Source organism: Streptomyces pactum, from assembly GCF_016031615.1.
GTDB classification, from domain to species: domain Bacteria; phylum Actinomycetota; class Actinomycetes; order Streptomycetales; family Streptomycetaceae; genus Streptomyces; species Streptomyces pactus.
The window spans coordinates 3,480,225-3,505,279 of sequence record NZ_JACYXC010000001.1 but is presented as its reverse complement, the minus strand read 5'-3'; the positions used below and the strand labels follow the sequence as shown (position 1 = coordinate 3,505,279).

Annotated in this window: 17 protein-coding genes, 1 tRNA gene, 1 other RNA gene and 3 pseudogenes; 19 read left to right on the top strand and 3 right to left on the bottom strand. The window is 74.0% G+C overall.

The genetic code is table 11. The features are described from left to right. Positions 1-19 precede the first annotated feature (19 nt). Positions 20-793: pseudogene (locus IHE55_RS13875) on the bottom strand (ABC transporter ATP-binding protein); the annotation flags it as partial. Between the two features lie 361 nt (positions 794-1,154). On the opposite strand from IHE55_RS13875, the gene IHE55_RS13870 reads away from it, so the two are divergent. From IHE55_RS13870 to serS, 6 genes are all read left to right on the top strand, one after another. After that, complete coding sequence (locus IHE55_RS13870; protein WP_232265556.1) at positions 1,155-1,766, top strand: Crp/Fnr family transcriptional regulator; 612 nt, start codon at positions 1,155-1,157, stop codon at positions 1,764-1,766. A gap of 253 nt (positions 1,767-2,019) precedes the next feature. After that, complete coding sequence (locus tag IHE55_RS13865; protein ID WP_197989312.1) at positions 2,020-3,066, top strand: hypothetical protein; 1,047 nt, start codon at positions 2,020-2,022, stop codon at positions 3,064-3,066. Continuing rightward, positions 3,063-5,366 (top strand): hypothetical protein, encoded by a 2,304-nt coding sequence (locus tag IHE55_RS13860; protein WP_307826652.1) that lies wholly within the window; start codon positions 3,063-3,065, stop codon positions 5,364-5,366. Before IHE55_RS13865 ends, IHE55_RS13860 begins: the two co-directional genes overlap by 4 nt. Continuing rightward, the gene (locus tag IHE55_RS13855) at positions 5,363-6,358 is read left to right on the top strand and encodes a hypothetical protein (protein WP_197989311.1); all 996 of its coding nucleotides are present in this window, start codon (positions 5,363-5,365) and stop codon (positions 6,356-6,358) included. Before IHE55_RS13860 ends, IHE55_RS13855 begins: the two co-directional genes overlap by 4 nt. A gap of 161 nt (positions 6,359-6,519) precedes the next feature. Continuing rightward, the gene (locus IHE55_RS13850) at positions 6,520-6,993 is read left to right on the top strand and encodes a Pycsar system effector family protein (RefSeq protein ID WP_197989310.1); all 474 of its coding nucleotides are present in this window, start codon (positions 6,520-6,522) and stop codon (positions 6,991-6,993) included. A 409-nt stretch (positions 6,994-7,402) separates the two neighbouring features. Continuing rightward, the gene (gene serS, locus IHE55_RS13845) at positions 7,403-8,695 is read left to right on the top strand and encodes a serine--tRNA ligase (protein WP_197989309.1); all 1,293 of its coding nucleotides are present in this window, start codon (positions 7,403-7,405) and stop codon (positions 8,693-8,695) included. A gap of 219 nt (positions 8,696-8,914) precedes the next feature. Here the strand turns inward: serS and IHE55_RS13840 are convergent. Then, positions 8,915-9,002 (bottom strand) — tRNA-Ser (locus IHE55_RS13840). A gap of 131 nt (positions 9,003-9,133) precedes the next feature. Between IHE55_RS13840 and ffs the strand changes: the two genes are divergently transcribed. The 12 genes and pseudogenes from ffs to IHE55_RS13780 form a co-directional block, all read left to right on the top strand. Continuing rightward, positions 9,134-9,230, top strand: an RNA gene (ffs, locus tag IHE55_RS13835) — signal recognition particle sRNA small type. Between the two features lie 132 nt (positions 9,231-9,362). Next, positions 9,363-11,824 (top strand): annotated as a pseudogene (locus IHE55_RS13830) (DNA polymerase III subunit gamma and tau). 846 nt (positions 11,825-12,670) lie between these two features. Continuing rightward, complete coding sequence (locus tag IHE55_RS13825) at positions 12,671-13,006, top strand: YbaB/EbfC family nucleoid-associated protein (RefSeq protein ID WP_197989308.1); 336 nt, start codon at positions 12,671-12,673, stop codon at positions 13,004-13,006. Between the two features lie 83 nt (positions 13,007-13,089). Continuing rightward, on the top strand, positions 13,090-13,689 hold the full coding sequence (gene recR / locus IHE55_RS13820) for a recombination mediator RecR (RefSeq protein ID WP_197989307.1): 600 nt from the start codon (positions 13,090-13,092) through the stop codon (positions 13,687-13,689). After that, positions 13,682-14,353: a DUF5063 domain-containing protein gene (locus IHE55_RS13815; RefSeq protein ID WP_197989306.1), complete on the top strand. Its 672-nt coding sequence runs from the start codon at positions 13,682-13,684 to the stop codon at positions 14,351-14,353. Before recR ends, IHE55_RS13815 begins: the two co-directional genes overlap by 8 nt. 696 nt (positions 14,354-15,049) lie before the next feature. Next, entirely contained in the window at positions 15,050-15,316 is a 267-nt protein-coding gene (locus tag IHE55_RS13810) for a hypothetical protein (protein WP_197989305.1), read from the top strand. Next, entirely contained in the window at positions 15,313-15,483 is a 171-nt protein-coding gene (locus IHE55_RS13805) for a hypothetical protein (protein ID WP_197989304.1), read from the top strand. Before IHE55_RS13810 ends, IHE55_RS13805 begins: the two co-directional genes overlap by 4 nt. Before the next feature lie 375 nt (positions 15,484-15,858). Continuing rightward, positions 15,859-17,130, top strand: coding sequence for an aspartate kinase (locus IHE55_RS13800; protein WP_197989303.1), 1,272 nt, complete (start codon positions 15,859-15,861; stop codon positions 17,128-17,130). Beyond that, a complete protein-coding gene (locus IHE55_RS13795; protein WP_197989302.1) occupies positions 17,127-18,197 on the top strand; it encodes an aspartate-semialdehyde dehydrogenase in 1,071 nt (356 codons plus the stop codon). The genes IHE55_RS13800 and IHE55_RS13795 overlap by 4 nt, the downstream gene beginning before the upstream one ends. Positions 18,198-18,818: 621 nt before the next feature. After that, on the top strand, positions 18,819-19,478 hold the full coding sequence (locus IHE55_RS13790) for a SigE family RNA polymerase sigma factor (RefSeq protein ID WP_372442670.1): 660 nt from the start codon (positions 18,819-18,821) through the stop codon (positions 19,476-19,478). After that, positions 19,475-20,989 (top strand): DUF4232 domain-containing protein, encoded by a 1,515-nt coding sequence (locus IHE55_RS13785; RefSeq protein WP_232265555.1) that lies wholly within the window; start codon positions 19,475-19,477, stop codon positions 20,987-20,989. Before IHE55_RS13790 ends, IHE55_RS13785 begins: the two co-directional genes overlap by 4 nt. A gap of 463 nt (positions 20,990-21,452) precedes the next feature. Beyond that, a pseudogene (locus IHE55_RS13780) lies at positions 21,453-22,064 on the top strand (SURF1 family protein); the annotation flags it as partial. Positions 22,065-22,197: 133 nt separating this feature from the next. Here the strand turns inward: IHE55_RS13780 and IHE55_RS13775 are convergent. After that, positions 22,198-24,138: a S9 family peptidase gene (locus IHE55_RS13775; protein ID WP_197989300.1), complete on the bottom strand. Its 1,941-nt coding sequence runs from the start codon at positions 24,136-24,138 to the stop codon at positions 22,198-22,200. A 62-nt stretch (positions 24,139-24,200) separates the two neighbouring features. Here IHE55_RS13775 and IHE55_RS13770 point away from each other — a divergent pair, with 62 nt between their 5' ends. After that, entirely contained in the window at positions 24,201-25,031 is an 831-nt protein-coding gene (locus IHE55_RS13770) for a class I SAM-dependent methyltransferase (RefSeq protein ID WP_197989299.1), read from the top strand. Positions 25,032-25,055: the final 24 nt, after the last annotated feature.

The following is a 25,055-nucleotide window of genomic DNA, read 5'->3' as shown; positions in this document are numbered from 1 at the left end:
CGCCGTCGTCCGCCCGGGCCGCGGCGGCCCGGTCGCCCAGGTGCGCCAGGTGCTCGGCGACCGCGTCCACCGTGGGCCCGACGAGCTGCCCGGCGAGCCGGCCGTCGGCGAGGAACCACACGGAGTCGGCGTACGAGGCGGCCACCGGGTCGTGGGTCACCATCACCACGGTGCGGCCGTGCACCCGTACCGTCTCCCGGAGCAGGCCCAGCACATCCCGCGCGCTGCGCATGTCCAGGGCGCCGGTCGGCTCGTCGGCGAAGATCACGCGCGGTTCGGTGACCAGCGCCCGGGCGATGGCCACCCGCTGCTGCTGACCGCCGGAGAGCTGGTCGGGGCGGTGGTGGAGCCGGTCGCCGAGTCCCACCTGGGTGAGGACCTCCCGGACCCGGGCCGGGTCCACCCGGCGCCCGGCGAACTTCGCGGGCAGCGTGGTGTTCTGCGCCACGGTGAGCGTGGGCAGCAGGTTGTACTGCTGGAAGACGAAGCCGATCCGCCGGCGCCGGAACTTCGTCAGCGCCGTCTCGTCGCCGCCGGTCATCTCCTCCCCGTCCACCATCACCACCCCGCTGTCCGGCCGGTCGAGCCCGGCGGCGCACTGCAGCAGCGTGGACTTGCCGGACCCCGACGGGCCCATCACCGCGGTGAAGCTGCCGGCGGGCAGCGCCAGGCTCACCCGGTCCAGCGCCGTCACGGCGTTCCCGGCGGATCCGTAGACCTTGCTCACCCGAACCAGCCGCAGGGCCTCGGCACTTGTGGCGGGGCCGGCGGTGCGGCCCGTACGACGGAACATGGTGGTCCTCTCGATTTCCCCTCGAACGGCGCGCCCCCCGCGCCGTCCCCGACGCTACGGACGCCGCCCGCCGCCCACATGGGGCCCACGACCCGGATCGGGGGTGGAGCTAGGTACACCGACGCCGGCCGTGCCCCACGCCCTGCGCGCCTCTCCCCTCGGCGGTGACGCCGCGCCCGGCCCCGGAGATCCGTGGAGAGTGCCGTCGGCAGCGGCTCCCGGTGTTCCGGAGGCGGGCGGGCGTCTGGCAGCGGACGGGGTGCTCTTCTAGGGTCGTCGCATGACCGATCGGGTGGCGGGAGTATCGGATCCAGCAGGTCTGACGCTGCGTGGCCTGGTGGGCGAAGAGGTTTGGACCGGCATGCTCAGGCAATCGTTCGAGCGTCGCCACCCCGTCGGTGACGTGCTGCTGCGGCAGGGGGAACCGGGCACCCACGTGCTCGCCCTGCGCGGCGGAGTGGCCAAGGTGATCCGGCGGGAACGCGGCGGGGACCTCACCCTGCTGGCGTTCCGCGGTCCCGGAGAACTGCTGGGCGAGGTGGCGGTGCTCGACGACGGCGAGCGGTCGGCGAGTGTGCAGGCGATATCGGACTGCTCGGTCGCCGTCCTGAGCAAGACGGTGTTCCTGCGGTTCGTCACGGACCACGACCTGTACCCCGTACTGGTGCGTTACGCCCTGAGCAGGCTGCGGGAGTCCGACCGCGCCCGTGGCGGGGGTGATGTGGTCACCCGCCTGGCGGCGTCCCTGGTGAGCCTCGCCGACATCTCGGGGCACTCGGCGATCCCCCCGGGGCGCTGCCTGGAGCTCGCCCTGACCCGCGACGAACTCGCGCAGCACCTGCGGGTCTCGCGCAACACGGTCACCGCGGGCCTCTCCGAGCTGGAGCCCTACCAGGTCCGTACCGGCCGGAAGCGCGTCTTCATCGGCGATCTGCCCGCACTGCGCCGGGCGGCCGCGGGCCGTTCCGGCTGACGCGCCGTGCGGCCGGGAGCCGTGACGTCTCAGGCGCCGGGCCACCGCGGGTTGCCACACCCGAAGCGCCGGGCCCCGCGGGTGGCCCCGCCCGAAGCACCGCGCGGCCGCGGGCCGTTGCGGCTGAAGTGCCCGGCTTCCGGGCCCCTGTGACGCCTGTCACCGGCCTTCCGCGCAGAGTGAGCACACCGCGGTGGGTAACCCCGCGATGCTCGGACGTGACGAACCCGTCCGGGGAAGCCAAGGAGTCGTGATGTCGCAGTTCCACCAGCCGCTGCCCGAAGCCACTGCCATGCCCCACACGCGAAGCCGCCACCTCCCTCCCTACCGGGGGATCGTGGCCGTCGACGCCAAGGACTTCACCGGGTACCCCGCGATCGAGCACGGGGTGATCAGCCGGGCCGTCCCGCAACTGCTGCAGCGGGCGTTCGAGCGGGCCGGTATCGAGCAGGTCTGGAAGGAGCAGAGGTTCCCCGCGTCCACGGGGGACGGTTACGTCTTCGGCTTCGACCCGGCGTGGATGCCGTTCGTGATCCACCCCTGGCTCCACACCCTCCAGGACGTGCTGACCGAGTTCACGGTGCACTCCACGGGCGCGGTGCGCCTCCGGTTCCGGGTCAGCCTGCACATCGGCCCGCTGCCCGACTCCGGGGAGGAGTTCGACGGCAACGGCACCCCGCGCAACGACACGCACCGGCTGCTCGACTCCCGCCCGGTCAAGGCCGTGCTGGCGGCGTCCAACGAGAACGTCACCCAGGTCGCCGCCATCCTGTCGGACCGGTGCTACCAGGACGCCGTGGCCGGCGGATACACCGGGCGGCACACCGACCACTTCATCGAGGTACCGGCGACCGTCGAGGGCAAGCAGTTCGACCAGCGGGCCTGGCTGTACGTGCCCGCGCCGTCGGGGAACCTCTACGACCGGCGCATCCTGGGCGACCGGGTGGTCGAGGACCACGAGGCCCGGCGCGGCACCGAGGACGCCGGTGAGGACCCGCACGCCCCCGGACGCGGGGCGCCCCATCACGCGGTGACCTACCAGGCCCACGGGGGAAACCTGAACACCGGCACCGTGCACGGCGGCCAGCGGGTCAGCACCATCGGGACCGTCGGCGGTGACTACGTCGAGACCGGCGGCGGTGACCACATCGGGACCGGAGGTGGTGACCACATCGGGTCCGTCGGTGGTGACCACGTCGCGACCGGCGGCGGTGACTACATCGGCGGGAACAAGGCGGGCACGGTCCACGGCAACCAGGGCGACACCGTCCACGGCGACAAGTACGAGGGCCGTCGGTGAGCGGCGCGGAACTCCCGCCCGGCGAGCCGGCGTCCGGCGGTCTGCCGCCGGGCGAATCCCGGTCCGCCGGCCCGTCCGGTCCCGAGGGCCAGCCCGGTCCGGCCGTCCCGTCCGGCCCCGCCGACTCGTCCGCCCCCGCCGGCCCGGCCGCTCCGGAGGCCGAACACCACCCCGGCTACGACGAGTTCGACGATCTCGACGACCTGGACGAAGTGCTCGCCGACCGGCCCGGCTCCCGGTACGCCGGCGCGCGGCGCATCGTCATCCACGCCCCCTACGGCAACATCAACACCGGCTCCGTACGGGGCGGCCAGCGGGTGGAGAACATCGGTGCGGCGGCCGGGCCCGGCGGCCGCCCGGTGGAGGCGCACGAGGGCCCGATCTCCGCGCTGGAGATCCTGGCGGCCCAGTCGGGATTCGCCGAGCCCGCGTGGTTCTCCGCCGCCCTGTCCGAGCTGGCCACCGGCGTGCTGTTCCTCTTCGGAGAACCCGGTACCGGGCGCCGCACCGCCGCGCTGAACCTGCTGTCCCGCCGTACCGGCGGCAGCATGGGCCTGCGGGCCCTCGACAGCGACGTCGACCTGTCGACCTGGCGACCGACCCACACCGGGACCCGCGGGTATCTCGTGCACGGGCTGCTGCCCCACCACCCGCTGGGACCGGCCGTGCTGGCGAACCTGCGGCGCCTGCTGGGCGACGCCGACGCCTGCATGGTGATCGTGCTGCCCGACGACCCGGAGCTCGTCCGCGGGCTGGCGCGCGACCTCCACGTCTCTCCCGTGCGGTGCGTGCCGCCCCCGCCCCGCGCCGTTTTCGACGCGCTGTTCACGACCGCGGTGCCCGACCGGGCGGAGCGTGCCCGGCTGCTGGGCCGGCTGGAGCCCGGGCTGCTGGACGACGTGCTCGCGGCCGAACTGGTGCCGGCCCAGGTCGTCGAACTGGTGGCCGCGGTACGGGAGGAGGGCGAGGACGGACCGGATGCCGCCGGGCTCCGCGACCGGTTGAGTTTCGGCGCGGAAGAGGCGGCGCCCGATCTGGTCAAAGGCCTGCGGGAGGACCCCGACGGACTGGCGTTCCTCCTGGCCACCTGCGTCTTCGAGGGGCTGGACCACCGGATCGTCCAGGAGGAGGCCGAACGCCTCCTGGCGGTGGCGGACGGCCGGCTGGACTCCGTCCTGCGGGACGGTGGCGCGGACGGTGACCAGGGCCCGGCGCCGCGCCGGGACACCCCCCGGCCCAACCCGCGGTTCGTCTTCCGCCGGTCGCTGGACGAGCTGATGCGGAAGGTGGGGGCCCGGTCCGGCCCGCGGGAGATACGGACGGGCTCCCGTTACGGCTACGCCGTGGAGCCGGTGCGGTTCACCCGGCACCGCCAGGGCGAGGCGGTGCTGAAGCACGTGTGGCGGCAGTACGGGCAGCTGCCCGGCCTGCTGACCGACTGGCTGAACGCGGTCTCCGGCAGGGAGCCGGAGCTGGCCGAACCGGTCGGCCGGGTCATGGGTATGGCTGCCGGCTGGGGCGGCGGGCGCCGGGCGCTGCGGCACATACGCGAACTGGCCGACTCCGAGCGTCCCACCAGCCGTACCATCGCCGCGCACGCCCTGGGCATGGCGGCGGAGGACCCGGTCCTGGCCGGTGAGGTCAAGTACCGGCTCAGGGACTGGAGCCGCAGCACCAGCTGGCGGCTGCGGTGGACCGTCGCGTACGCCTGCCGGACCGACTTCGGGATCTCCCGGCCGGAGCTGGCGCTGGGGCTGCTGAGGGGCGCGTACCGGGGGCGGGACGGCGAGGAGTACACCGTCGACAGGACCGTGCGCCACTCGCTGCTCGCACTCTTCGCCGCAGGTGCCCCGGAGGCCGTCTTCACCTGCCTGGCGGCGTGGGCCGACCGTGACGAGGACGGGGCGGAACTGGCGCTGGGCACCTTGCCCCTGTTGCTGCGGAGGCCCCTGTGGTTCCGGGAGAACCTGCTCACCGTGGGCGAGAACACCGCCCGGATCGTCGAACTCGTCCGGCGGGCCCTGAACGACGACACGTTCTCCGACGCCATGCGCGGTGCCCTGCTGACCTGGTTCCGCATAGCCACCGGGGACGAGACGGAGCGAGCGGCCGTGGAGACGCTGGTCACCGTGCTCGCCCAGGAGATGCGGTACGGGGAGCTGGGCCTGTTCGTCGAGATGGACCGGGAGGGCTCCGCGGACCTGGCCGGCCGGCACATCGCCCGCTACGCGCTGGACGACTGGCGGAACGGCGTCTCGCCGCGGTCCGGCTCCAGCTACCCGGATGGGAGGACACGGTGATCGACGACAGTGACAAGCCCCTCTTCACCCGCGCCACGCACGCCCCGTGGCGGGAGATCCTGCGCCGGCGGTGGTCCGGCCGGCTGGACCGTTCCCTGGTGCTGCGGGACAGGGACGGGCTCCACCACGTGGTGGGGGCCGTCCGCGGCAGCACCCCGGCGCCGCCGGGGGCGCCGCCGGCGGCGGAGCCGAAGCGGGCCGGGGCCGGCCGTACCAGGCTGTGGGGGTACGACAGCGCGTACGTCGTCCGGCTCGGCGAGTACGCGGACGTCCGGACCGTCGGCCTGCCGAGCCGCTACGGACGGCAGTCGATGGACGTGTGGGTGCTGTGGTGGGTGCACGACCCGGTCCAGGTGGTGCGGTCGCACACCACGCACGGCTGGCCGGCCGTGCGCAAGGACCTCGACCAGCGGCTGCGCCACCTCATGGAGCAGTACGCCGCACACGGCCGGGGGTTCGGCCCGCCCGAGATGACGCAGCACCTGGGCGTGCCGCAGACGCTGCCCACCAGCGGCCTCTCGTACCGGATCACCGACATCTCCGCCCGGGAGGACGAGGAGGAACTGCGGCTGGGCGAGGCCGGCGACGCGGAGATGCCGCAGTCCTGGGCCGGCACCAGTCCCGAGGAGTACGCGTTCTGCCTGCGGGCGGTACGGGACGGCCCGGTGTCCCTCGCGGCGCTCTGGCTGGTCAGGCACCCGGACCAGGTGAGCCAGGTGCTGGACTGGGCGGTGCGGCACGCCGGCCTGCTCCGCGGTGAGACCACCTGGCAGGACGAGGTGGCCGGGATGCTGGGCAAGCTGACCGACCAGGAACGGCAGGAGCTCTCCGAACTGCTCCGGGACCGGCTGGTCGCCCTGGGCCGTCAGGCGCCCGGCCGGCCGGGCACCGGGGCGGGCGGAGCGGCCGGTGCGGCGGGGCCGGCCGGGGCGCGGCCGCACGCCTACGCCAACGGCTGGGCGGGAGGCCCGGTGAACGGACAGCCGGCGTGACGAGGACCGCGGCGGGCGCCCGCGGGCGGGCACCGCGCGCCGCCCGCGGGCCGTCGCGACCCGCCACCGCCGCGCGCCACCGGCTCCTGCACCGGACGCTGCACCGCCGCCACCGGACCCCCGGGCGCCGGCTCGGTCCCAGCCCGGAGAAGGTGGCGGCGATGGAGCGTTTCCTCGCCGCCAACGGCACGGAGCTGACCAGGGCGGACACCAAGGCCGCCGTGCTGCTCGGGTTCACCGGGGCGGTTCTCGGCGTCTTCGTCACGGTGACCCGGAGCGGCGACGCCGGACCGGCCACCGGCGGCTGGGGCCCGGACCCGCTGTGGTGGACCGGGGGCGGCAGCGCCCTGCTGGCCGTGGCCTGTTTCGTCCTCGCCATCGCTCCGCGCCGCCGCGGAGGACGGAGCCGGGGCGCGGGCGTTCCCGGCTACTTCGAGCACATCACGGCGGAACTGGGCGGAGAGCGGCTGAGCCGGGCCTTCGAACGGGTCGGCCATGACCCGACCGTCGCGCTGCTGGCCTCCCTGGCGACGACCAGCGAGATCATCCGCGCCAAATACCGCTGGATCGAAGCGGGAACCGTCCTGCTGCTGATCGCCCTTCCGCAGCTCGCCGCCACGGTCCGGCCGGCGTGACCGGCCCGGCGAGCACCCCGGCCGCCCGACGGCCCGAGGCCGGTCCGACGGCCCGAGACCCGCGGGCGGCGGGGGGAGGCGGGCGTCGGACCGACCGCGGTCGCAGGAGAGGCGGGCGGCGGTCACGGAGAGGGCGGGGAGGGCGGCGGAGGGCCGCCACCGTTTCCGGCCGGCCGGTGAGAGCGGGTGGCGATCCCTGCCGCCGGCCGGGGCCGGGGCGAGCGGGCGGTGCCCCCGGCCGCCGGCGGGCCGGGACCGCCCCGTCCCGGCCGCCCGTGTTCACGTGCCGGCGCCCGCGCGGAGAGCACCGCGCCGGCGGCGGGGCCGCGTTCCGGATCGGCGCGGGGCCGCGGTTGCTACCGTCGCTCCGACATCCCGCCCCACTCGCCGGTCACGAAGGATTCCCCTCATGCATGACGCCCGCGCCCTGATCGACATGGGTGCCGAAGCTGTTCGTCGGCTCGCTCGTCGCGGCTACTCCCTGGACCTGTCCGAGCTGGAGTCCCTCCAGTCCCGGCGGAACCAGAACATCCGCTCCGCCGACGAACTGCGGGCGGAGTCCAAGCGGGTGGCGGGCGAGGTCCAGCGGACCGCGAAGGAGGGCGGGGACATCAGCGCGCTGAAGGAGCGTGCCCGCGAGCTGAAGGACCGGATCCGCGACATCGAGGCCGGACAGGAGGAGATCGAGGCGCACCTCCGCGAACTGCTCCTGAGCATTCCGAACCTGCCGGACGACTCGGCCCCGGACGGCGACTCCGAGAAGTTCGCCGTCGAGGTACGGCGCGTCGGCACGCCGCCCGTGTTCACCTTCGAGCCGAAGGACCACGTCGACCTCGGTGAGGCCACCGGCATCCTGGACTTCGCCCGGGCGACGAAGCTGTCCGGCCCCCGCTTCGCGGTGTCGCGTGGGGCCGGCGCGGCCCTGGAGCGCGCCCTGGCCACGCTCTTCCTCGACATCCACACCCGTCGGCACGGGTACGTCGAGCACTCCGTGCCGTTCCTCGTCACCCGCAGGACGATGACCGGCACCGGGCAGCTGCCGAAGTTCGAGGAAGACCTGTTCAAAACGGGCGTGGCCGAGCGCGATCTGTTCCTGATCCCGACGGCCGAGGTACCGCTGACCAACCTCTACGCCGACGAGATCATCCCGCCGGCGGAGCTGCCGCTGGCCATGACCGCGCACACCCCGTGCTTCCGCTCGGAGGCCGGTTCGTACGGCCGGGACACCCGCGGCCTGATCCGCCAGCACCAGTTCGCCAAGGTCGAGATGGTCAAGATCGTGGACCCGGAGACGGCGGACGCCGAGCTGGAGACGATGGTCGGCCACGCCGAGGCGTGCCTGCAGGAGCTCGGCCTGGCGTACCGGGTCATCAAGCTGCCCGCCGGCGACACCGGCTTCTCCGCCCGGCTCACCTACGACATCGAGGTCTGGCTCCCGAGCCAGAACACGTACCGGGAGATCTCCTCGGTCTCGAACTTCGGCACCTTCCAGGCCCGGCGCGCCAACATCCGGACCCGGGGCGAGGACGGCAAGCCCGTCTTCGTCGCCACCCTCAACGGCTCCGGCCTGCCCATCGGCCGCACTCTGGCCGCGCTCCTCGAACAGTGCCAGCAGGAGGACGGCTCGCTCGTCCTTCCCGAGTCCCTCTTCCCGTACCTCGGCTTCCGCCGGATCACGGCGGACGGAACACCGGAGGCATGACGTCCGCGCCGGCGTCCGCGCCGTCCGGCCGCGGAGGGGCGGCCGGGCCGCGGACGCCGCCGTACGCCTCCCCGGGCCATACCGGTTCGCGGCCCCGGACCGCCCCGGACCGCGCCCCTGCCCCACAGCCGTGTGGGCCGGCCGGGGCGGCGAAGGTCGTGGAACGACGAAGGTCCCGGCCGCGGTGCGGTCGGGACCTTCGGTACGGCTTGCCAGCCGTGGCGGAGGATACGAGATTCGAACTCGTGAGGGGTTGCCCCCAACACGCTTTCCAAGCGTGCGCCCTAGGCCACTAGGCGAATCCTCCGCCGCAAACAATACAAGACCGGAAGGAGTGCTCGCGAACCCTGTCCCCGGGGGATCTCCGTGACGGGGTCCGCGGGCGGTGCGGGGCCGGAGAGGGTGCTCCACCACGCCCCGGCATCCGCTAGGGTAGGGGGCAGCCCCTCACGTGGCGCTATCTCACCCAACTCCCCCAGGGCCGGAAGGCAGCAAGGGTAAGTGGGCTCTGGCGGGTACGTGGGGGGCCCTTGCGTTGTGGGGGCGGGGCCCGGTGAGGCCGCGCGGGGCCTGTGCGACGGGCCGGTGAGGCCCCTGTGACCGATGAGGCTGTTGTGGTTCATGTGATCGACGCCACGTGTCAGTGGCTCCCGATATCGTCGTAGACGTGTCGTCCCTCGCGCTCTACCGCCGCTACCGACCCGAGACCTTCGCCGAGGTCATCGGGCAGGAGCATGTCACCACCCCGTTGCAGCAGGCGCTGCGGAACAACAGGGTCAACCACGCGTACCTGTTCAGCGGTCCGCGCGGCTGCGGCAAGACGACCAGCGCGCGCATCCTCGCCCGCTGCCTCAACTGCGAGCAGGGGCCGACGCCCACCCCGTGCGGCGAGTGCCGATCCTGCCTCGACCTGGCGCGGAACGGCCCCGGCTCGATCGACGTCATCGAGATCGACGCGGCCTCCCACGGTGGCGTGGACGACGCCCGTGAGCTGCGCGAGAAGGCGTTCTTCGGGCCCGCCTCCAGCCGCTACAAGATCTACATCATCGACGAGGCGCACATGGTCACCTCGGCGGGGTTCAACGCCCTGCTGAAGGTGGTCGAGGAGCCGCCGGAGCACCTGAAGTTCATCTTCGCGACCACCGAGCCGGAGAAGGTCATCGGCACCATCCGGTCGCGCACCCACCACTACCCGTTCCGCCTGGTACCGCCCGGCACGCTCCGCGAGTACCTGGCCGAGGTCTGCGAGCGGGAGAAGATCCCGGTCGAGGACGGGGTGCTGCCGCTGGTGGTGCGGGCCGGCGCGGGCTCGGTCCGGGACTCCATGTCGGTCATGGACCAGCTGCTGGCCGGTGCCGCCGAGGACGGTGTGACCTATGCCATGGCCACCTCGCTCCTGGGCTACACCGACGGCTCCCTGCTGGACTCGGTGGTGGAGGCGTTCGCCGCCGGCGACGGCGCGGCGGCCTTCGAGGTGGTCGACCGGGTCGTCGAGGGCGGCAACGACCCGCGGCGCTTCGTGGCTGACCTGCTGGAGCGGCTGCGGGACCTGGTGATCCTCGCGGCGGTGCCGGACGCGGCGGAGAAGGGGCTGATCGACGCCCCCGCCGACGTGGTCGAGCGGATGCAGGCGCAGGCCTCGGTCTTCGGCGCGGCGGAGCTGAGCCGCGCCGCCGACCTGGTCAACCAGGGGCTCACCGAGATGCGCGGTGCCACCGCGCCCCGGCTGCAGCTGGAGCTGATCTGCGCCCGGGTGCTGCTGCCCGCCGCCTTCGACGACGAGCGGTCGGTGCAGGCCAGGCTGGAGCGGCTGGAGCGCGGCGCGGCGGCCGCGGGAGCCGGCGGCGCGGTCCCGGGCCCGGCGATGGGCTACGTACCGGGGCCGGACGCGCACCCTCCGGTGACCGGCCCGTCCGGACCGGCGGCGGCGCGGGCGGCCATGGCGGCCACCGGTGCCGCACCGGCACCGCAGGCCGCTCCGGCACCGGCAGCGCAGGCCGCGGCACCCGCACCGGCCGCCGACGCGCCGCCCGCCGGGGTGCCCGCGCCGGCGGCCGAGGGCGGGCAGCGGCCCGGGGCCTGGCCCGCGGCAGGCGGTCCGGCCGCCCCGGCGCCGGCCGCCGGCGGTGCTCCGGCCCCCGCGGCCGGCCCCGGCGGCGGGGCGCCGGGCGCCTGGCCCACGGCGGCCGCGCCCGGTCAGGCGGCGGCACCCCCGGCGGCCCCGGCGCGGCGCCCCGGGGGCTGGCCCTCGGCGGTGACGCCCGGCCAGGGCGGTGCGCCGCAGGGCGGCCCGGGGCCGGTGCCTGGCGGCGCCCGCCTCACCGCGCCCGGCACGCAGGCGCCCGCCGCCCCCGCGCCGCAGCAGGCGCAGGGCGGTGGCCAGGCGGCGGCGCAGGGTGCCGTGCAGGTGCGGCAGATGTGGCCGCAGATCCTGGAGGCGGTGAAGAACCGCCGACGTTTCACGTGGATCCTCCTCAGCCAGAACGCCTCGGTGTCGGGATTCGACGGGACGACCCTCCAGGTCGGCTTCTCCAACGCCGGGGCGCGGGACAGCTTCGCCAACAGCGGCAGCGAGGACGTGCTGCGGCAGGCACTGGCCGAGCACTTCCAGGTGCAGTGGCGGATCGAGGCCGTGGTGGATCCCTCGGGTGGCGCCGGCCAGCCGGGCGGCGGCGCCATGGCGGGCTCCGGCGGCCACGGCGGGGGCGGGTTCGGCGGCGCGGGCGGCCCCCGGGGGGCTTCGGCGGTCCCGGCGCCGGCTTCGGCGCCGGCTTCGGTGGCGGCGGTGGTGGCTTCGGCGGGGGCGGTGCCGGCCTCGGTGGTCCGGGCGCACCGAGCGCTGCCGGTCCGGCCGGCGGCCCGGGCGGGAGGCCCGGTGGACCCACCGGGGCGCCGGCGGCACCCCGGCCGGCCGCACCGGCCCCCGGCCCGGCCGTATCCGCGTCCCCGGTGGCCCCGGCCGCCGCGCCGCCCGTACACCGGGAGCCGGCGCCGCCGGTGCCGGTGGCGCCGGAGGACGACATCCCGGACGAGGACGACCCGGACCTGGACGAGTCCGCGCTCAGCGGGCACGAGCTGATCGTGCGGGAGCTGGGGGCCACGGTGATCGAGGAGATCACCAACGAGTAGCCCCGGCCCCGGCCCGGTCGGGCTCGTCCCGGACCCGGACCCGCGCCCGGGCCGGGGACCTGGGTCCGGGCTCGGACGGCGCTAAAGGCCCGGACCCGGGATCGGACGGTGCTTGCGGTCCGGACCCGGGATCGAGGCGGGCCTGGCCCCCGGGTCGGCCCCGGGCCGGGTCGGCTCTGGGTCTGCACGCGGACCCGGTCCGGACCGGTAACGGGTCTGCCCACGGGCTCGCGCTCGGGTTGTGTCCGGCGCGCCGTTCCGTACCCGCGCGCAGGGCCGTGACCGGGCCGAACCACCGGAGTTCCGGCCGCCGGGGGGCCTGGAGCGACCCCGCGGACCCGGAACCCGGAGCCCGACCTCTACGGGGGTCCGGACCCGGAGGCCCGACCCCCGCGGGACCCCGAGGGCGCGCCCTTGTGGGACCCGGGACCCGGCGCGCGGCCGCCGCCGGCGTTCCGGCGGACGCTTTCCGTACGGGCCCGTCCCGCGATCGACGGGCGGTGGGCCACGGACGACGGGCGGGGGCCATGGGCGATGGACGGGTGGGGGGCATGAGGGACGAGGTGGGGGGCAAGGGCGACGGACGGTGGCCGCTCCGTTCCGCCGGGCATATGCCGGCGCCGGGCGGGCAGAGGCGGACCAGGGGCGTCCCGCTGGGAGGCCCCTGCCGTGACCGGGCAGGGCGGTGCCGGGGGCGGGCCCGAGGTCCCGGTGTTTCTCCATCCACAGGTGTAGCGGGACGTTGGTGTACTCGTTCCCACGGGGTAGCGCGCAGTCCCCGGGGAGCACGTAGGCTCGGGCTATCGGAAGCGGCACAGACCGAAACTCGACAGCAGGAGCGCACTCGTGATCCCCGGTGGCGGCCAGCCCAACATGCAGCAGCTGCTTCAGCAGGCCCAGAAGATGCAGCAAAACCTCGCCGCGGCCCAGGAGGAGCTGGCCCGCACGCCGGTGGAGGGTTCGGCCGGCGGGGGCCTGGTGAAGGCGACCGTGACCGGGGCCGGTGAGCTCCAGGGCCTGGTCATCGACCCGAAGGCGGTGGACCCCGAGGACACCGAGACCCTCGCCGACCTGATCGTCGCGGCGGTCCGGGACGCGAACCAGTCCGCGCAGGAGCTTCAGCAGCGCAAGCTCGGTCCGCTCGCCCAGGGGCTGGGCGGCATGCCGGGCCTGCCCTTCTGAGCCGTTCCCGGCGCGGCGCAGCGCAGTAACGTCCGGCGGCGGCGCAGGCGCCGGACGCCAACCGGAGAAAGAGAGAGCGTTCCGTGTACGAAGGCGTGGTCCAGGACCTCATCGACGAGCTGGGCAGGCTGCCCGGTGTCGGTCCCAAGAGCGCGCAGCGGATCGCCTTCCACATCCTCCAGGCCGAGCCGGCCGACGTGCGCCGCCTGGCGCACGCGCTGACCGAGGTCAAGGCGAAGGTGCGGTTCTGCTCGGTCTGCGGGAACGTCGCCGAGGCCGAGCAGTGCCGGGTCTGCCTGGACCCGCGCCGGGACCCGGCCGTCATCTGCGTGGTGGAGGAACCGAAAGACGTCGTCGCGATCGAGCGGACGCGGGAGTTCCGGGGCCGGTACCACGTGCTCGGCGGGGCGATCAGCCCGATCGAGGGCGTGGGACCGGACGACCTGCGCATCCGGGAACTGCTCGCCCGGCTCGCCGACGGCACGGTCACCGAGCTGATCCTGGCCACCGACCCCAATCTGGAAGGGGAGGCGACCGCCACGTACCTGGCGCGGATGATCAAGCCCATGGGGCTGAAGGTCACGCGTCTGGCCAGCGGGCTGCCGGTCGGTGGCGACCTGGAGTACGCCGACGAGGTCACCTTGGGGCGGGCCTTCGAAGGGAGAAGACTTCTCGATGTCTGACGCAACGCTGCACGACAGCCACCAGAACCCGGACGACTTCGCGGTCCAGATCGCCGACCAGGTCGAGAGTTTCCTGGTGGCGGTCACCGAGGTCGCCAAGGGGGACGAGCCGGACAGCGCGGTGCCCTTCCTGCTGCTGGAGGTCTCGCAGCTGCTGCTCGCGGGCGGACGGCTGGGCGCGCACGAGGACATCGTTCCCGAGGAGCGCTACGAGCCCGACGTGGGCCCGGAGCCGGACGTGGACGAGCTGCGGGAGCGCTTCGCCCGCCTGCTCGACCCGATCGACGTCTACTCGGAGGTCTTCGACCCGTACGTACCGCGCAGCGCCCCGGTGGCCTGCCGGATCTCCGACGACCTCGCCGACATCGTCACCGACCTGCGGCACGGCATGGCGCACTACCGCAACGGGCGGGTCAGCGAGGCGCTGTGGTGGTGGCAGTTCTCGTACCTGTCCAACTGGGGGCCGACCGCGTCCGCCGCGCTCCGCGCCCTGCAGTCGCTGGTCGCCCACGTCCGCCTGAACAGTCCGCTGGACGAGCTGGACGGACTGGACACCGACAACGGCGCCGACGGCGGCGACGAGGCGCTGGCGGAAGAGGCCGGCAAGGTGATGGCCGCGGAGATCGCCGGCCCGCTGGGGCTGGGCTCCTCGACCACGTCCTGACCCGGGCAGGGGCCGTCTCCCCCGTCCGCCCGCTGTTCGGTTCGTGCCGACGGCCGTGACCGCTGTGACGGCCGCGTGCCCGGGGGGCGGTGCGCGGACCCGCGAGAGCATCCCGCCCGGCACCGGTGAATGAGCCGCCGGGCGGACGGGCATGGCTGGCTCTGTACGTCCACACCGGCCGGGGGGTAGTCGTGGAGAACGCCGACAGCACGAGGCAGGCGATCGACGCCACCGCGGAGGTGCTCGCGGGCGGAGCCACTGCCGAGGCCGCGCAGCGCCTGGCGACCCTGGTGTGGGAACGCATGGCGCGCAATCCGGTGGCGGCGGGGGCCGCGGAGGCGCTGCGGGCGGCGCCGGAGGAACCGGCCAGGCGCCGGGCGGCGGCCGAGACGTTGCGGATCATCGTCGAGCAGGACCCGGAGTTCGCCGGACGGCTGGCCATGGCGCTCGGGGCGCTCGACGCCGGGGCACCAGGCGGTCCCCGGACGTCGTCCCCCGCCTCCACCGCGTCCGCTCCGTCCGCCCCCGCCCGCCGTCCTGTCGGCGAACGCGCCCGCAGGCCCGTCGGCCGGCCCGTCCCTCCCGTCCGCCCCGCCCGCCGGTCCGCCTGCCCGACCGGCCGCCGCCCCAGCGGCCGTGCCGCCCGTACCCACCGCGCCGCCGGGTGCCGCACCCGGCGGCGGCAGGCGCCGTGCCGTGGTGCTCGCGGCGGTGGTGGCGCTGGTGGTCCTGCTGGGTGCCGGAGCGTTCCACCTGTTCAGCAACGACGGCGACTCCGCGGATGAGGCGAGGCTCCAGGCCGAGGCGAGGAAGGTCACGCTGGACTTCTGGCGGAGCTGTGCCCTGCACGACTTCGACACGGCGTGCCGACTGGTGGTCCCCGGCGCCCGCTTCATGGGCAAGCCGCGGTTCCCCGTATGCGAGGACCCGAGGAGCGTCGGGAGTACGAGCGGCGCGAGGTGACCGACCGCCTGCGTGCCGAGGTCGAGCGGCTGGAGGTGCGGTCCGTCGAACTGCTCGGGGACTCCCGGGCACGCGTGGTCATCGGCTACGGCGAGTACATGGAGACGACGCTGACCCGTCGTGGCGACCGCTGGCTCGTCGCGGCGACCGAGCGGGCCCGGCCCTGAACCGCCGCCCGCACGGCGGAAGCCGACCACCGGAGGCCGACCACCGGGAGCCGGGCGCACCGCGGGAAGAGAACCGCCGGGCGGGGCGCAGACGATCGCCGGCCGGTGCGCGCCGGGGCAGCGGTCCCGGCCCGGCGCGCGCTCCCGGACGGTTGTGAGCTGGCTTACTTTCCGTGTGCCGCTCCGGCCAGCGGGCAGAGTGCTGGCTGAGCAGAGCAGGGTGTGGCGGGCGCGCGGACCGGGTGCATGCACGGTGAGTGCTCCGGCGGCTGTGCCGGGTGAGCGGTTTGTCTCGCCAGGTGATATCCGGATGGCGCATTCCGCTTGCTCGATAGACTGAGTCGACCGTTTTACTAACAGTTGCGAGGAGCGCACGTGGGCCTTGTCGTGCAGAAGTACGGAGGCTCATCCGTTGCCGATGCCGAAGGCATCAAGCGCGTCGCCAAGCGGATCGTGGAAGCCAAGAAGAACGGCCACCAGGTCGTGGTGGTGGTTTCCGCGATGGGCGACACGACGGACGAGCTGATCGATCTCGCCGAGCAGGTATCCCCGATCCCTGCCGGGCGCGAGTTCGACATGCTGCTGACCGCCGGAGAGCGGATCTCCATGGCGCTGCTGGCGATGGCGATCAAAAACCTCGGTCACGAGGCGCAGTCGTTCACCGGTAGCCAGGCGGGAGTCATCACCGACTCGGTCCACAACAAAGCGCGCATCATCGATGTCACGCCGGGCCGCATCCGTACCGCCCTCGACGAGGGCAACATCGCGATCGTGGCCGGGTTCCAGGGTGTGTCCCAGGACAAGAAGGACATCACCACGCTGGGCCGTGGCGGTTCGGACACCACCGCCGTGGCGCTCGCCGCCGCGCTGGACGCCGAGGTCTGCGAGATCTACACCGATGTGGACGGCGTGTTCACCGCCGACCCCCGGGTGGTGAAGAAGGCCCGCAAGATCGACTGGATCTCGTCCGAGGACATGCTGGAGCTCGCCAGCTCCGGCTCCAAGGTGCTGCTCCACCGCTGTGTGGAGTACGCACGCCGTTACAACATCCCGATCCACGTCCGTTCGTCCTTCTCCGGACTGCAGGGGACCTGGGTCAGCAACGAGCCGCGAGGGGATCAGAAGGTGGAGCAGGCCATCATCTCGGGTGTCGCTCACGACACCTCCGAGGCCAAGATCACGGTCGTCGGTGTGCCGGACAAGCCGGGCGAGGCCGCGGCCATCTTCCGGACCATCTCCAACGCCGAGATCAACATCGACATGGTGGTGCAGAACGTCTCCGCCGCATCGACCGGTCTCACCGACATCTCCTTCACGCTCCCCAAGACCGACGGTCACAAGGCGATGGAGGCGCTGACCAAGGCGCAGCAGGCGATCGGTTTCGACTCCCTGCGCTACGACGACCAGATCGGCAAGATCTCGCTGGTCGGCGCGGGCATGAAGACGAACCCGGGCGTCACCGCGGCGTTCTTCGAGGCGCTCTCCGACGCCGGGGTGAACATCGAGCTGATCTCCACGTCCGAGATCCGCATCTCGGTGGTCACCCGCGCCGACGACGTCAACAACGCGGTGCAGGCCGTGCACACCGCCTTCGGGCTGGACTCCGACAGCGACGAGGCGGTCGTCTACGGAGGGACCGGCCGATGAACCCGGCCGCCGGCCGCGCCGGCCGCCCCACCCTCGCGGTGGTCGGGGCGACCGGCGCGGTCGGCACCGTGCTGCTCGGCATCCTCTCCGAGCACGCGGACATCTGGGGGGAGATCCGGCTGATCGCCTCGCCGCGCTCAGCCGGCCGGAAGCTGGCCGTCCGGGGTGAGCAGGTCGAGGTCGTCGCGCTCACCGAGGACGCGTTCGACGGCGTCCACCTCGCGGTGTTCGACGTGCCGGACGAGGTGTCCGCACGGTGGGCGCCGGTCGCGGTCGGCAAGGGCGCGGTGGTGATCGACAACTCCGGCGCCTTCCGGATGGACCCGGACGTACCGCTGGTCGTCCCGGAGGTGAACCCGCACGCCGCCCGGGTGCGGCCCCGGGGCATCATCGCCAACCCCAACTGCACCACGCTGTCGATGATCGTGGCGATCGGCGCGCTGCACGCCGCGTTCGGCCTGAGCGAGCTGGTCGTCTCCTCCTACCAGGCGGTCTCCGGTGCCGGGCAGGCCGGCATCGACGCGCTGCGCGAGCAGCACGCCAGGGTCGCCGGCACCGATCTGGGCACCCAGCCCGGGGACGTCCGGCGGGCGGTCGGTGACACCGGGCCGTTCCCCGCGCCGGTGGCGCTCAACGTGGTGCCCTTCGCCGGTTCGCTCACCGAGGACGGGTGGTCCTCGGAGGAACTGAAGGTGCGGAACGAGTCGCGGAAGATCCTCGGCCTGCCGCACCTGAAGGTGAGCGCGACCTGCGTGCGGGTCCCGGTGGTCACCACGCACTCGCTGGCGGTGCACGCGCGGTTCGAGAACGAGGTCACGGTCGCCGGGGCGCACGAGATCCTGGCGGCGGCACCGGGTGTGGTGCTCTGCGACGACCCGGCGGCGGGGGAGTACCCCACCCCCGCGGACGTGGTGGGCACCGATCCCACCTGGGTGGGGCGGGTCCGGCGGTCGCTGGACGACCCGTGCGCCCTGGAGCTGTTCGTCTGCGGCGACAACCTGCGCAAGGGGGCGGCGCTCAACGCCGTGCAGATCGCCGAGGCGGTGGCGGCGGAGCTGCCGTCCTGAGACCCGCGGCCCCGCCGTCCGTCCGTCTGCGGCACGGCCGTCCACCTGTCCGCGCACGGCCGTCCACTTCTCCTGCGCACGGCGGTGCGCCCGTCCCGCCGCACCGCCGTCCGGACGTCTTCCGCGCGGCCCGTCCGGACAACCGGCGCGGCCGTCCTCATGTAGGGGGCGCGGCCGGCCCTCCGTCCGCCGCACGACTCTCGTCCTACCGTGGCGGGTGCCGCCATGCCCCGACCTCGCGGCATGGCGGCCCGCACGACCGCGGCACCGCCGGCACTCCGGTACCGCGGCCGGCCCGGCGCCCGCTCCACCGCCGTCACCGGGCCTTCTCCGCAGGGGCGTCGGACCGGTTCCGGCCGCCACCGGCCCGGCGGCGGTGTGAGTTTCCCGACCATTACGATGGTCGAGCCATGTGAACTGGTCGGATGTTCGGTTCGATCATGCGCTCCCCGCTCCGCCGCAACCGGCGGTGCCCGGGGAGCGTCTTGGTAACCGCCCCTCGGGGCGCTGGTGAAATCGCTGCATAAGGGAAGAGCTGGTGCGCATGGGGGCATTTGATGCATCGTCCATAGCCATGCCTCGCGCGTACAACCCTGGGTGGGGGAAGCGTGTCCAACAGGCGTGGCAGAGGTATTCGGCATCGCAACGGCCCCGGTACGGGGCCGCTCAGCACTGCATCCATCGCGTTCTCGCACGTCAGGTGGCATGCCGGTGATCGCGCCGTGGCCTGCCGCACGCCCCGCGCAGGTGCCGTCTCAACGCGGGGAAACTGACGACGCGATGGCCGTGGGCACCACAGTCGACCATCTGACCGAGACCTACCGGGCGCACTACCGCTCGCTGCTCGGGCTCGCGGCACTGCTCCTGGACGACACCGCCTCGTGCGAGGACGTCGTCCAGGAGGCGTTCATCCGGGTCCACTCCGCGCGCAGCCGGGTGCGGGATCCCGAGAAGACCCTCGCGTACCTGCGGCAGACCGTCGTCAACCTGTCCCGCTCGGCGCTGCGCCGGCGCATTCTCGGTCTGAAGCTGCTCTCCAAGCCGATGCCCGACATGGCCAGCGCCGAGGAAGGCGCGTACGAGCAACTGGAGCGCGACCAGCTGATCAAGGCGATGAGGGGGCTGCAGCGCCGGCAGCGCGAGGTGCTGGTGCTGCGCTACTTCGCCGACATGACCGAGGCACAGGTGGCCGAGACCCTCGGCATATCGCTGGGTTCGGTCAAGGCGTACGGATCGCGCGGCATCGCCGCGCTGCGCGTCGCCATGGAGACTCCGGCATGAACCACGAGAAGCACGAACCGGGGCACGAGCCCGAGCACCACGCGCATGCCGAGACCGCCGGCGGGGCGGAGGGCGCCTCCGGGACCGACGGCACCGCGGGTGACGACGCCACGGCCGGCGGAACCGGGGGACCCGGTGCGGCCGGTGCCGCGGAGGCGCGGCAGGACGAAGGCCCGGCACAGGAGCCCGCGACCGGCCCCGGACCGGCCCCCGGCGACAACGGCGAGCCCACGGCCGATGGTGAGGGCAGTCCGCGTGCGGCCGGTGGTGGCGATGGCGTGCGTGCCGCCGATGGTGGCGGCGGCCCGGGTGCGGCCGGCGGCGAGGCCGACGGTCCGGCGGGCGCGGACGATGACGCTTCGGCGGGTGCGGCCGGCGTGGACGACGTCGGCGAGCGCGCGGCCGGCGGGAACGGCGGGCGCGGTACGGCGTCGGGCCCGGGTGCCGGACGGGGCACCGGGTCCGGACCCGGTGGCGACCCCGGCGCGGCCGACGACATCGAGGACATCGACGAAGAGGCCCTGCGGAGACTGCTGCGCGGCGCGGTGGACGACCTGGAGCCGACCCCCGGCGCGCTGGATCACCTGCACCGTGCCGTGCCCGCCCGCCGCAGGCGCAGACGCCAGGCACTGGTCGGGGCCGTGGCCGCGGTGGTGCTCGGCGGTGCCGCGCTGCCGACGCTGGTCCACGTGGCGAACGAGGTCAGCACGTCCGACGACCGGTCGGCCAACGCGGCGAGCAGTGAGCGCACCCCCGGGGTGCAGGGCGGTACGCACGGCGGGGGCGGTGAGGACCCGGTGACGGGCAGGCCCACCAAGACCGGCGAGAAGGAGAAGGACGGCAAGGAGGACAAGGAGGAGGAGGGGAAGACCGAGAAGGAGAAGCACTCCGAGAGCCCGTCCAGCGATCCCGGTGTGCCGAACCCCTCCAGCACCCTCAACGCGACCTCGCCCGTCTGCACCCGGGCGCAGCTCGAAGGCAGCGGTGCCGCCGGCCCCGCCGACGCCAACGGCCACGTCTACGGTTCCTTCCGCGTCGTGAACACCTCCGCGACCGCCTGCACCGTGGACGGCTCCGGGGCGGTGAGCGCGGTCGCCCAGGGCAGTGCCGACGCGACCAGGATCAACGTCGTCTACCACACCCCCGGTGACGCGGCCACCCAGCTCCCCGACACCTCCACCTCGCCGACCCAGCTGATCCTCCAGCCGGGACAGGCGTACGAGGTCAAGTTCGCCTGGCTGCCCGCCGCGGACGGCGGCCCGTCGGGATGCGGCACCTCCGGCGCGACGCCCACACCGGAACCCACCGAGGACAACGGCACGGGCTCGGCCCCGCAGGAACCGCCCAGCCCGGACGAAGCGGGTGGCGAAGCCGGCGGCGGAACGGAGCAGCCGGAGGCGAGCGTCCAGGTCATCTACACCCCGGCCGCCGGCGACCCGGCCGCCGCGACCACCACGGTGCCCAACGCCTGCGCGGGCACGGTCTACCACACCGGCGTCCTGGCCGGCTGACACCGCAGCCGCCCGCCGCCCGCCGTTCCCCGTCCGCCGTTCCCGGCCGCCGTCCGCAGTCTGCCGGCCGTCGGCGGCGGACCGGCCGGGGTGGCCGGTCCCGTCCGCCGGTCCCGTCCGCCGGTCCCGTCCGCCGGTCCCGTCCGCCGGTCCCGTCCGCCGGTCCGGGAGGCTGACCGCGGGCTTGTCCCACCCGCCGGCCCGCGGAAGGGGCACCGTCGTACCGCCCCCGCAGGTCGCCGCCTCGGCCACCACCGCCTTCCGCACCGGACCCCTCGCCCTGCTCTTCCCCCGACCGTGAAGTCCGCAGGTCGGGGGGTGGGAGCGGGGGACAGGCCCGGGGGCACGTGCGGGGGAACCGGCGGGCGGCCCGTACCGTGGTGGTGTGTATCGATTTCTGCTGACACCCCGCTGGTGGGTGATCAACGTCTTCGCCGCGCTGTCCATCCCCGTGTGTCTGTTCATGGGCAGCTGGCAGCTCAGCCGCTTCGAGGCGCGCGTCGACTCGCACCGGGAGCAGCAGGATCGTGCGAACAACGCCGAGGCGGAACGCGCGGTGCCGCTGCGCGACCTGCTGCCGGTCACCCAGGAGACCTCGGGACGGCTGGCCACCGTGACCGGCCGCTTCGACCCCCGGCACCAGATGCTGGTGCCGGACCGCACGCTAGACGGCCGGGCCGGTTTCTACGTGCTCGCTCTGCTGCGGACGGACGGCGGGGGCGCCGGGCGGGGTGCCGACGGGACGGGCGACGTCGCCGGGGGCCGGCCGGACCCGGCGGCGGTGCCGGTCGTCCGGGGCTGGCTGCCGGGTGACGCGGACGTCGCGGCCGACACCGCCAAGGTGCCCGCCCCGCCGTCCGGCCGGGTGACGGTCACCGGGGCGCTCCAGGCGTCCGAGCACCAGGGGACCAGAGGGGCGCGCTCCGGTGGCGGACTGCCGGAGGGACAGCTGGGTGTGATCAGTGCCGCCTCGCTCGTCAACATCGTGCCCTACGAGGTGCAGGACGCGTGGCTCACCTCCTCCACGGCGCCCGGGGCCCTGGTCCCGGTGCCCCCGACCGTGGCCGAGGGCACCGGACTGGACCTCAAGGCGTTCCAGAATCTCGGCTACACCGGTGAGTGGTTCCTCTTCGCCGGCTTCGTGGTCTTCATGTGGTTCCGCCTCTTCCGCCGGGAGGCGGAGGTGGCCAGGGACCTGGCGCTCGGCATCACGCCGGAGTCCCCGACCGGGCCCCGTCCCGGCCCGGAGCCGGAATCCGGGCCCGGTCCGGATCAGGGGCCGGAAGGCTCAGATGGCGCAGGGCGAACCCGATCTCCAGCCGGAGCTGCTTGATCCGCTCCTCGACCACCAGTGAGCCGTGCCCGGCGTCGTAGCGGTACACCTCGTGCGGGGCGCCGCGCCGCTCCAGCCGTGCCACGTAGTTGTCGATCTGGCGTATCGGGCAGCGCGGGTCGTTCACCCCGGCGGAGATGAACACCGGCGCCCGCACCTGGTCCACGTAGGTGAGCGGGGAGGACGCCGCGAACCTCTCGGGGACCTCCTCCGGGGTGCCGCCCAGGAGGGTCCGGTCCATCGCCTTCAGCGCTTCCATCTCGTCGTGGTAGGCCGTGACGTAGTCGGCCACCGGCACCGCCGCCAGGCCCACCGCCCAGGCGTCCGGCTGGGTCCCCAGACCCAGCAGGGTCAGATAGCCGCCCCAGGAGCCGCCGGCGAGGACCAGGCGCCCGGGGTCGGCCAGCCCGGAGGCCACCGCCCACTCCCGCACCGCCGCGATGTCCTCCAGCTCGATGAGGCCGACCCGGTGCTTGAGCGCGTCCGTCCAGGCCCGCCCGTATCCGGTGGAGCCGCGGTAGTTGACCCGTACCACCGCGAACCCGTGGTCCACCCAGGCCGCCGGACCGGCGGCGAAGGCGTCGCTGTCGTGCCAGGTCGGGCCGCCGTGGATGTCGAAGACGGTCGGGAACGGTCCCTCACCGGCCGGCCGCTGCACCAGCGCGTGCACCCGGCCCCCGGGCCCGTCCACCCATATGTCCTCCACCGGGACCGAGCCGGGGGCGGTGAAGCCGGGCGGGTCCAGCACCACCCGGCCGCTGGTGGACCGTACCTGCGGCGGCTCGGCGGCCGAGGACCACAGGAACTCCACCGTGCCGTCCGGCCGCGCGGTCGCGCCGGAGACCGTCCCCACCGGTGTCTCGACGCGGACGAGCGCGGACGTGGCCAGGTCGTACCGCCACAGCTCGCTGCGGGCGTGGTACTCGTGCGAGACCAGCAGCGCCGACCCGTCCGGGTACCACTCGGCGCCGACGTCACCGGGCAGGTCGATGGCGAGCGCGGTCTCCTCGCCGGTCAGCGGGTCCCACACCATCGGCTCCCAGCGCCCGCGCCGCTGGTGGCCGACGAGGAGCCGCGCGTCCCCGGCGGAGGGGGCGAAGCCCATGACGGACAGGCCCAGCTCCTCGGTGCCGCCCCTGGTGTCGTCCAGCTCGGCCACGGTCGTCCCGTCCGTCCGGACCACCCGTATCGCCGAGTGCATCGCGTCACCGTGCTCGGTGTGCTCTATCGCGATCAGGGTGCCGTCCCGGGAGAGGTCGCCCACCCCGGCCGACTCCCGGTGCCGGTAGATCTCGCAGGGCGTGCCGCCGGGCGGTACGACGTGGATGGTGGAACCGTCGTCGTCGGTGGACCGGCCGACGACCGCCGTCCCGTCGCGGCCGAGTGCCAGACCGGCGGGGTAGGAGGGTGCCAGCCCCGGAGTGGCCGGCTCGTCCCCGCGGTCCGTGACCCGGGTGCCGTCCTCCTCGTCCCCGCCCCGGCCGCCGCCCGTGCCGTCCCGAACCGTGCCGTCCCGCTCGAACGGCTGACGCATCCATATGCCGAACTCGTCGCCGTCGGTGTCCGAGAACCACCAGATCCACTCGCCGTCCGGGGAGATCACGCCGCTGGTGGTGCCGTTGGGGCGGTCCGTCACCTGCCGCTGCTCCCCGGTCGCCCGGTCCCACGCGTACAGCTCGTACGTCCCGGTCGCGTTGGACACGAACAGCGAGCGGTCCGGGGCGTCCTCCGCCCACTCCGGCAGACCCACGCGTGGCGCCCGGAAGCGCTTCTCCCAGTCCGGCATGGACTCAGTGCTCTCAGCCATGCCCCCCATTCTGCGCCGCGCCACACGTAACCCGCTGGTGTCGTGCCATACCTGTGGATAACCTCCGGCATATGCACCGACCCGCGTCCCCCGACGACTGGCGTGATGTGAACCGTGCGATGTGGGACGAGCGCGTTCCGATCCACGTCGCCAGCGAGTTCTACGACCTCGACGCCTTCCGCGGCGGCAAGGACAGCCTCCGCGACTTCGAGCGGGCGGAGGTCGGCGACGTCACCGGCCGCACGCTTCTCCACCTCCAGTGCCACATCGGCCTCGACACCCTCTCCTGGGCGCGGCACGGGGCCGCCCAGGTGGTGGGCCTGGACTTCTCCGAGCCGGCCGTGGAGGCGGCCCGGGACCTCGCCGCCGACCTCGGACTGGGGCCGGAGCGCGCCTCCTTCGTGGCCGCGGACGTGTACGACGCGGCCGAGGCGGTCCCGGACTCCGCCTACGACATCGTCTACACGGGCGTGGGGGCGCTGTGCTGGCTTCCCGACATCCGCCGCTGGGCCGAGACGGCGGCCCATCTGGTGGCGCCGGGCGGCTTCCTCTACCTCGCGGAGTTCCACCCGGTCACCGACATGCTCGACGACGAGACCGGCTCCCGGGTCGCCCACGACTACTTCGACCACACCGCCTGGGTCGACGAGACGCCCGGCACGTACACCGACGCCGAGGCGGTGACCGTCAACAACCGGAACTACCAGTGGCAGCACACGCTCGGGGACGTGGTCTCCGCGCTCGCCGGCGCGGGGCTGCGGATCGACTTCCTGCACGAGCACGAGGTGACCCTGTTCCAGCGCTACACGGCACTGCGACGCGGCGAGGACGGGTACTACCGGATGCCGGCGGAGAGCCCCCGGGTGCCCCTGATGTACTCGCTGAAGGCCTCCCGCCGGTAGCGGGTACGGCGCGGGTGGTGCCCC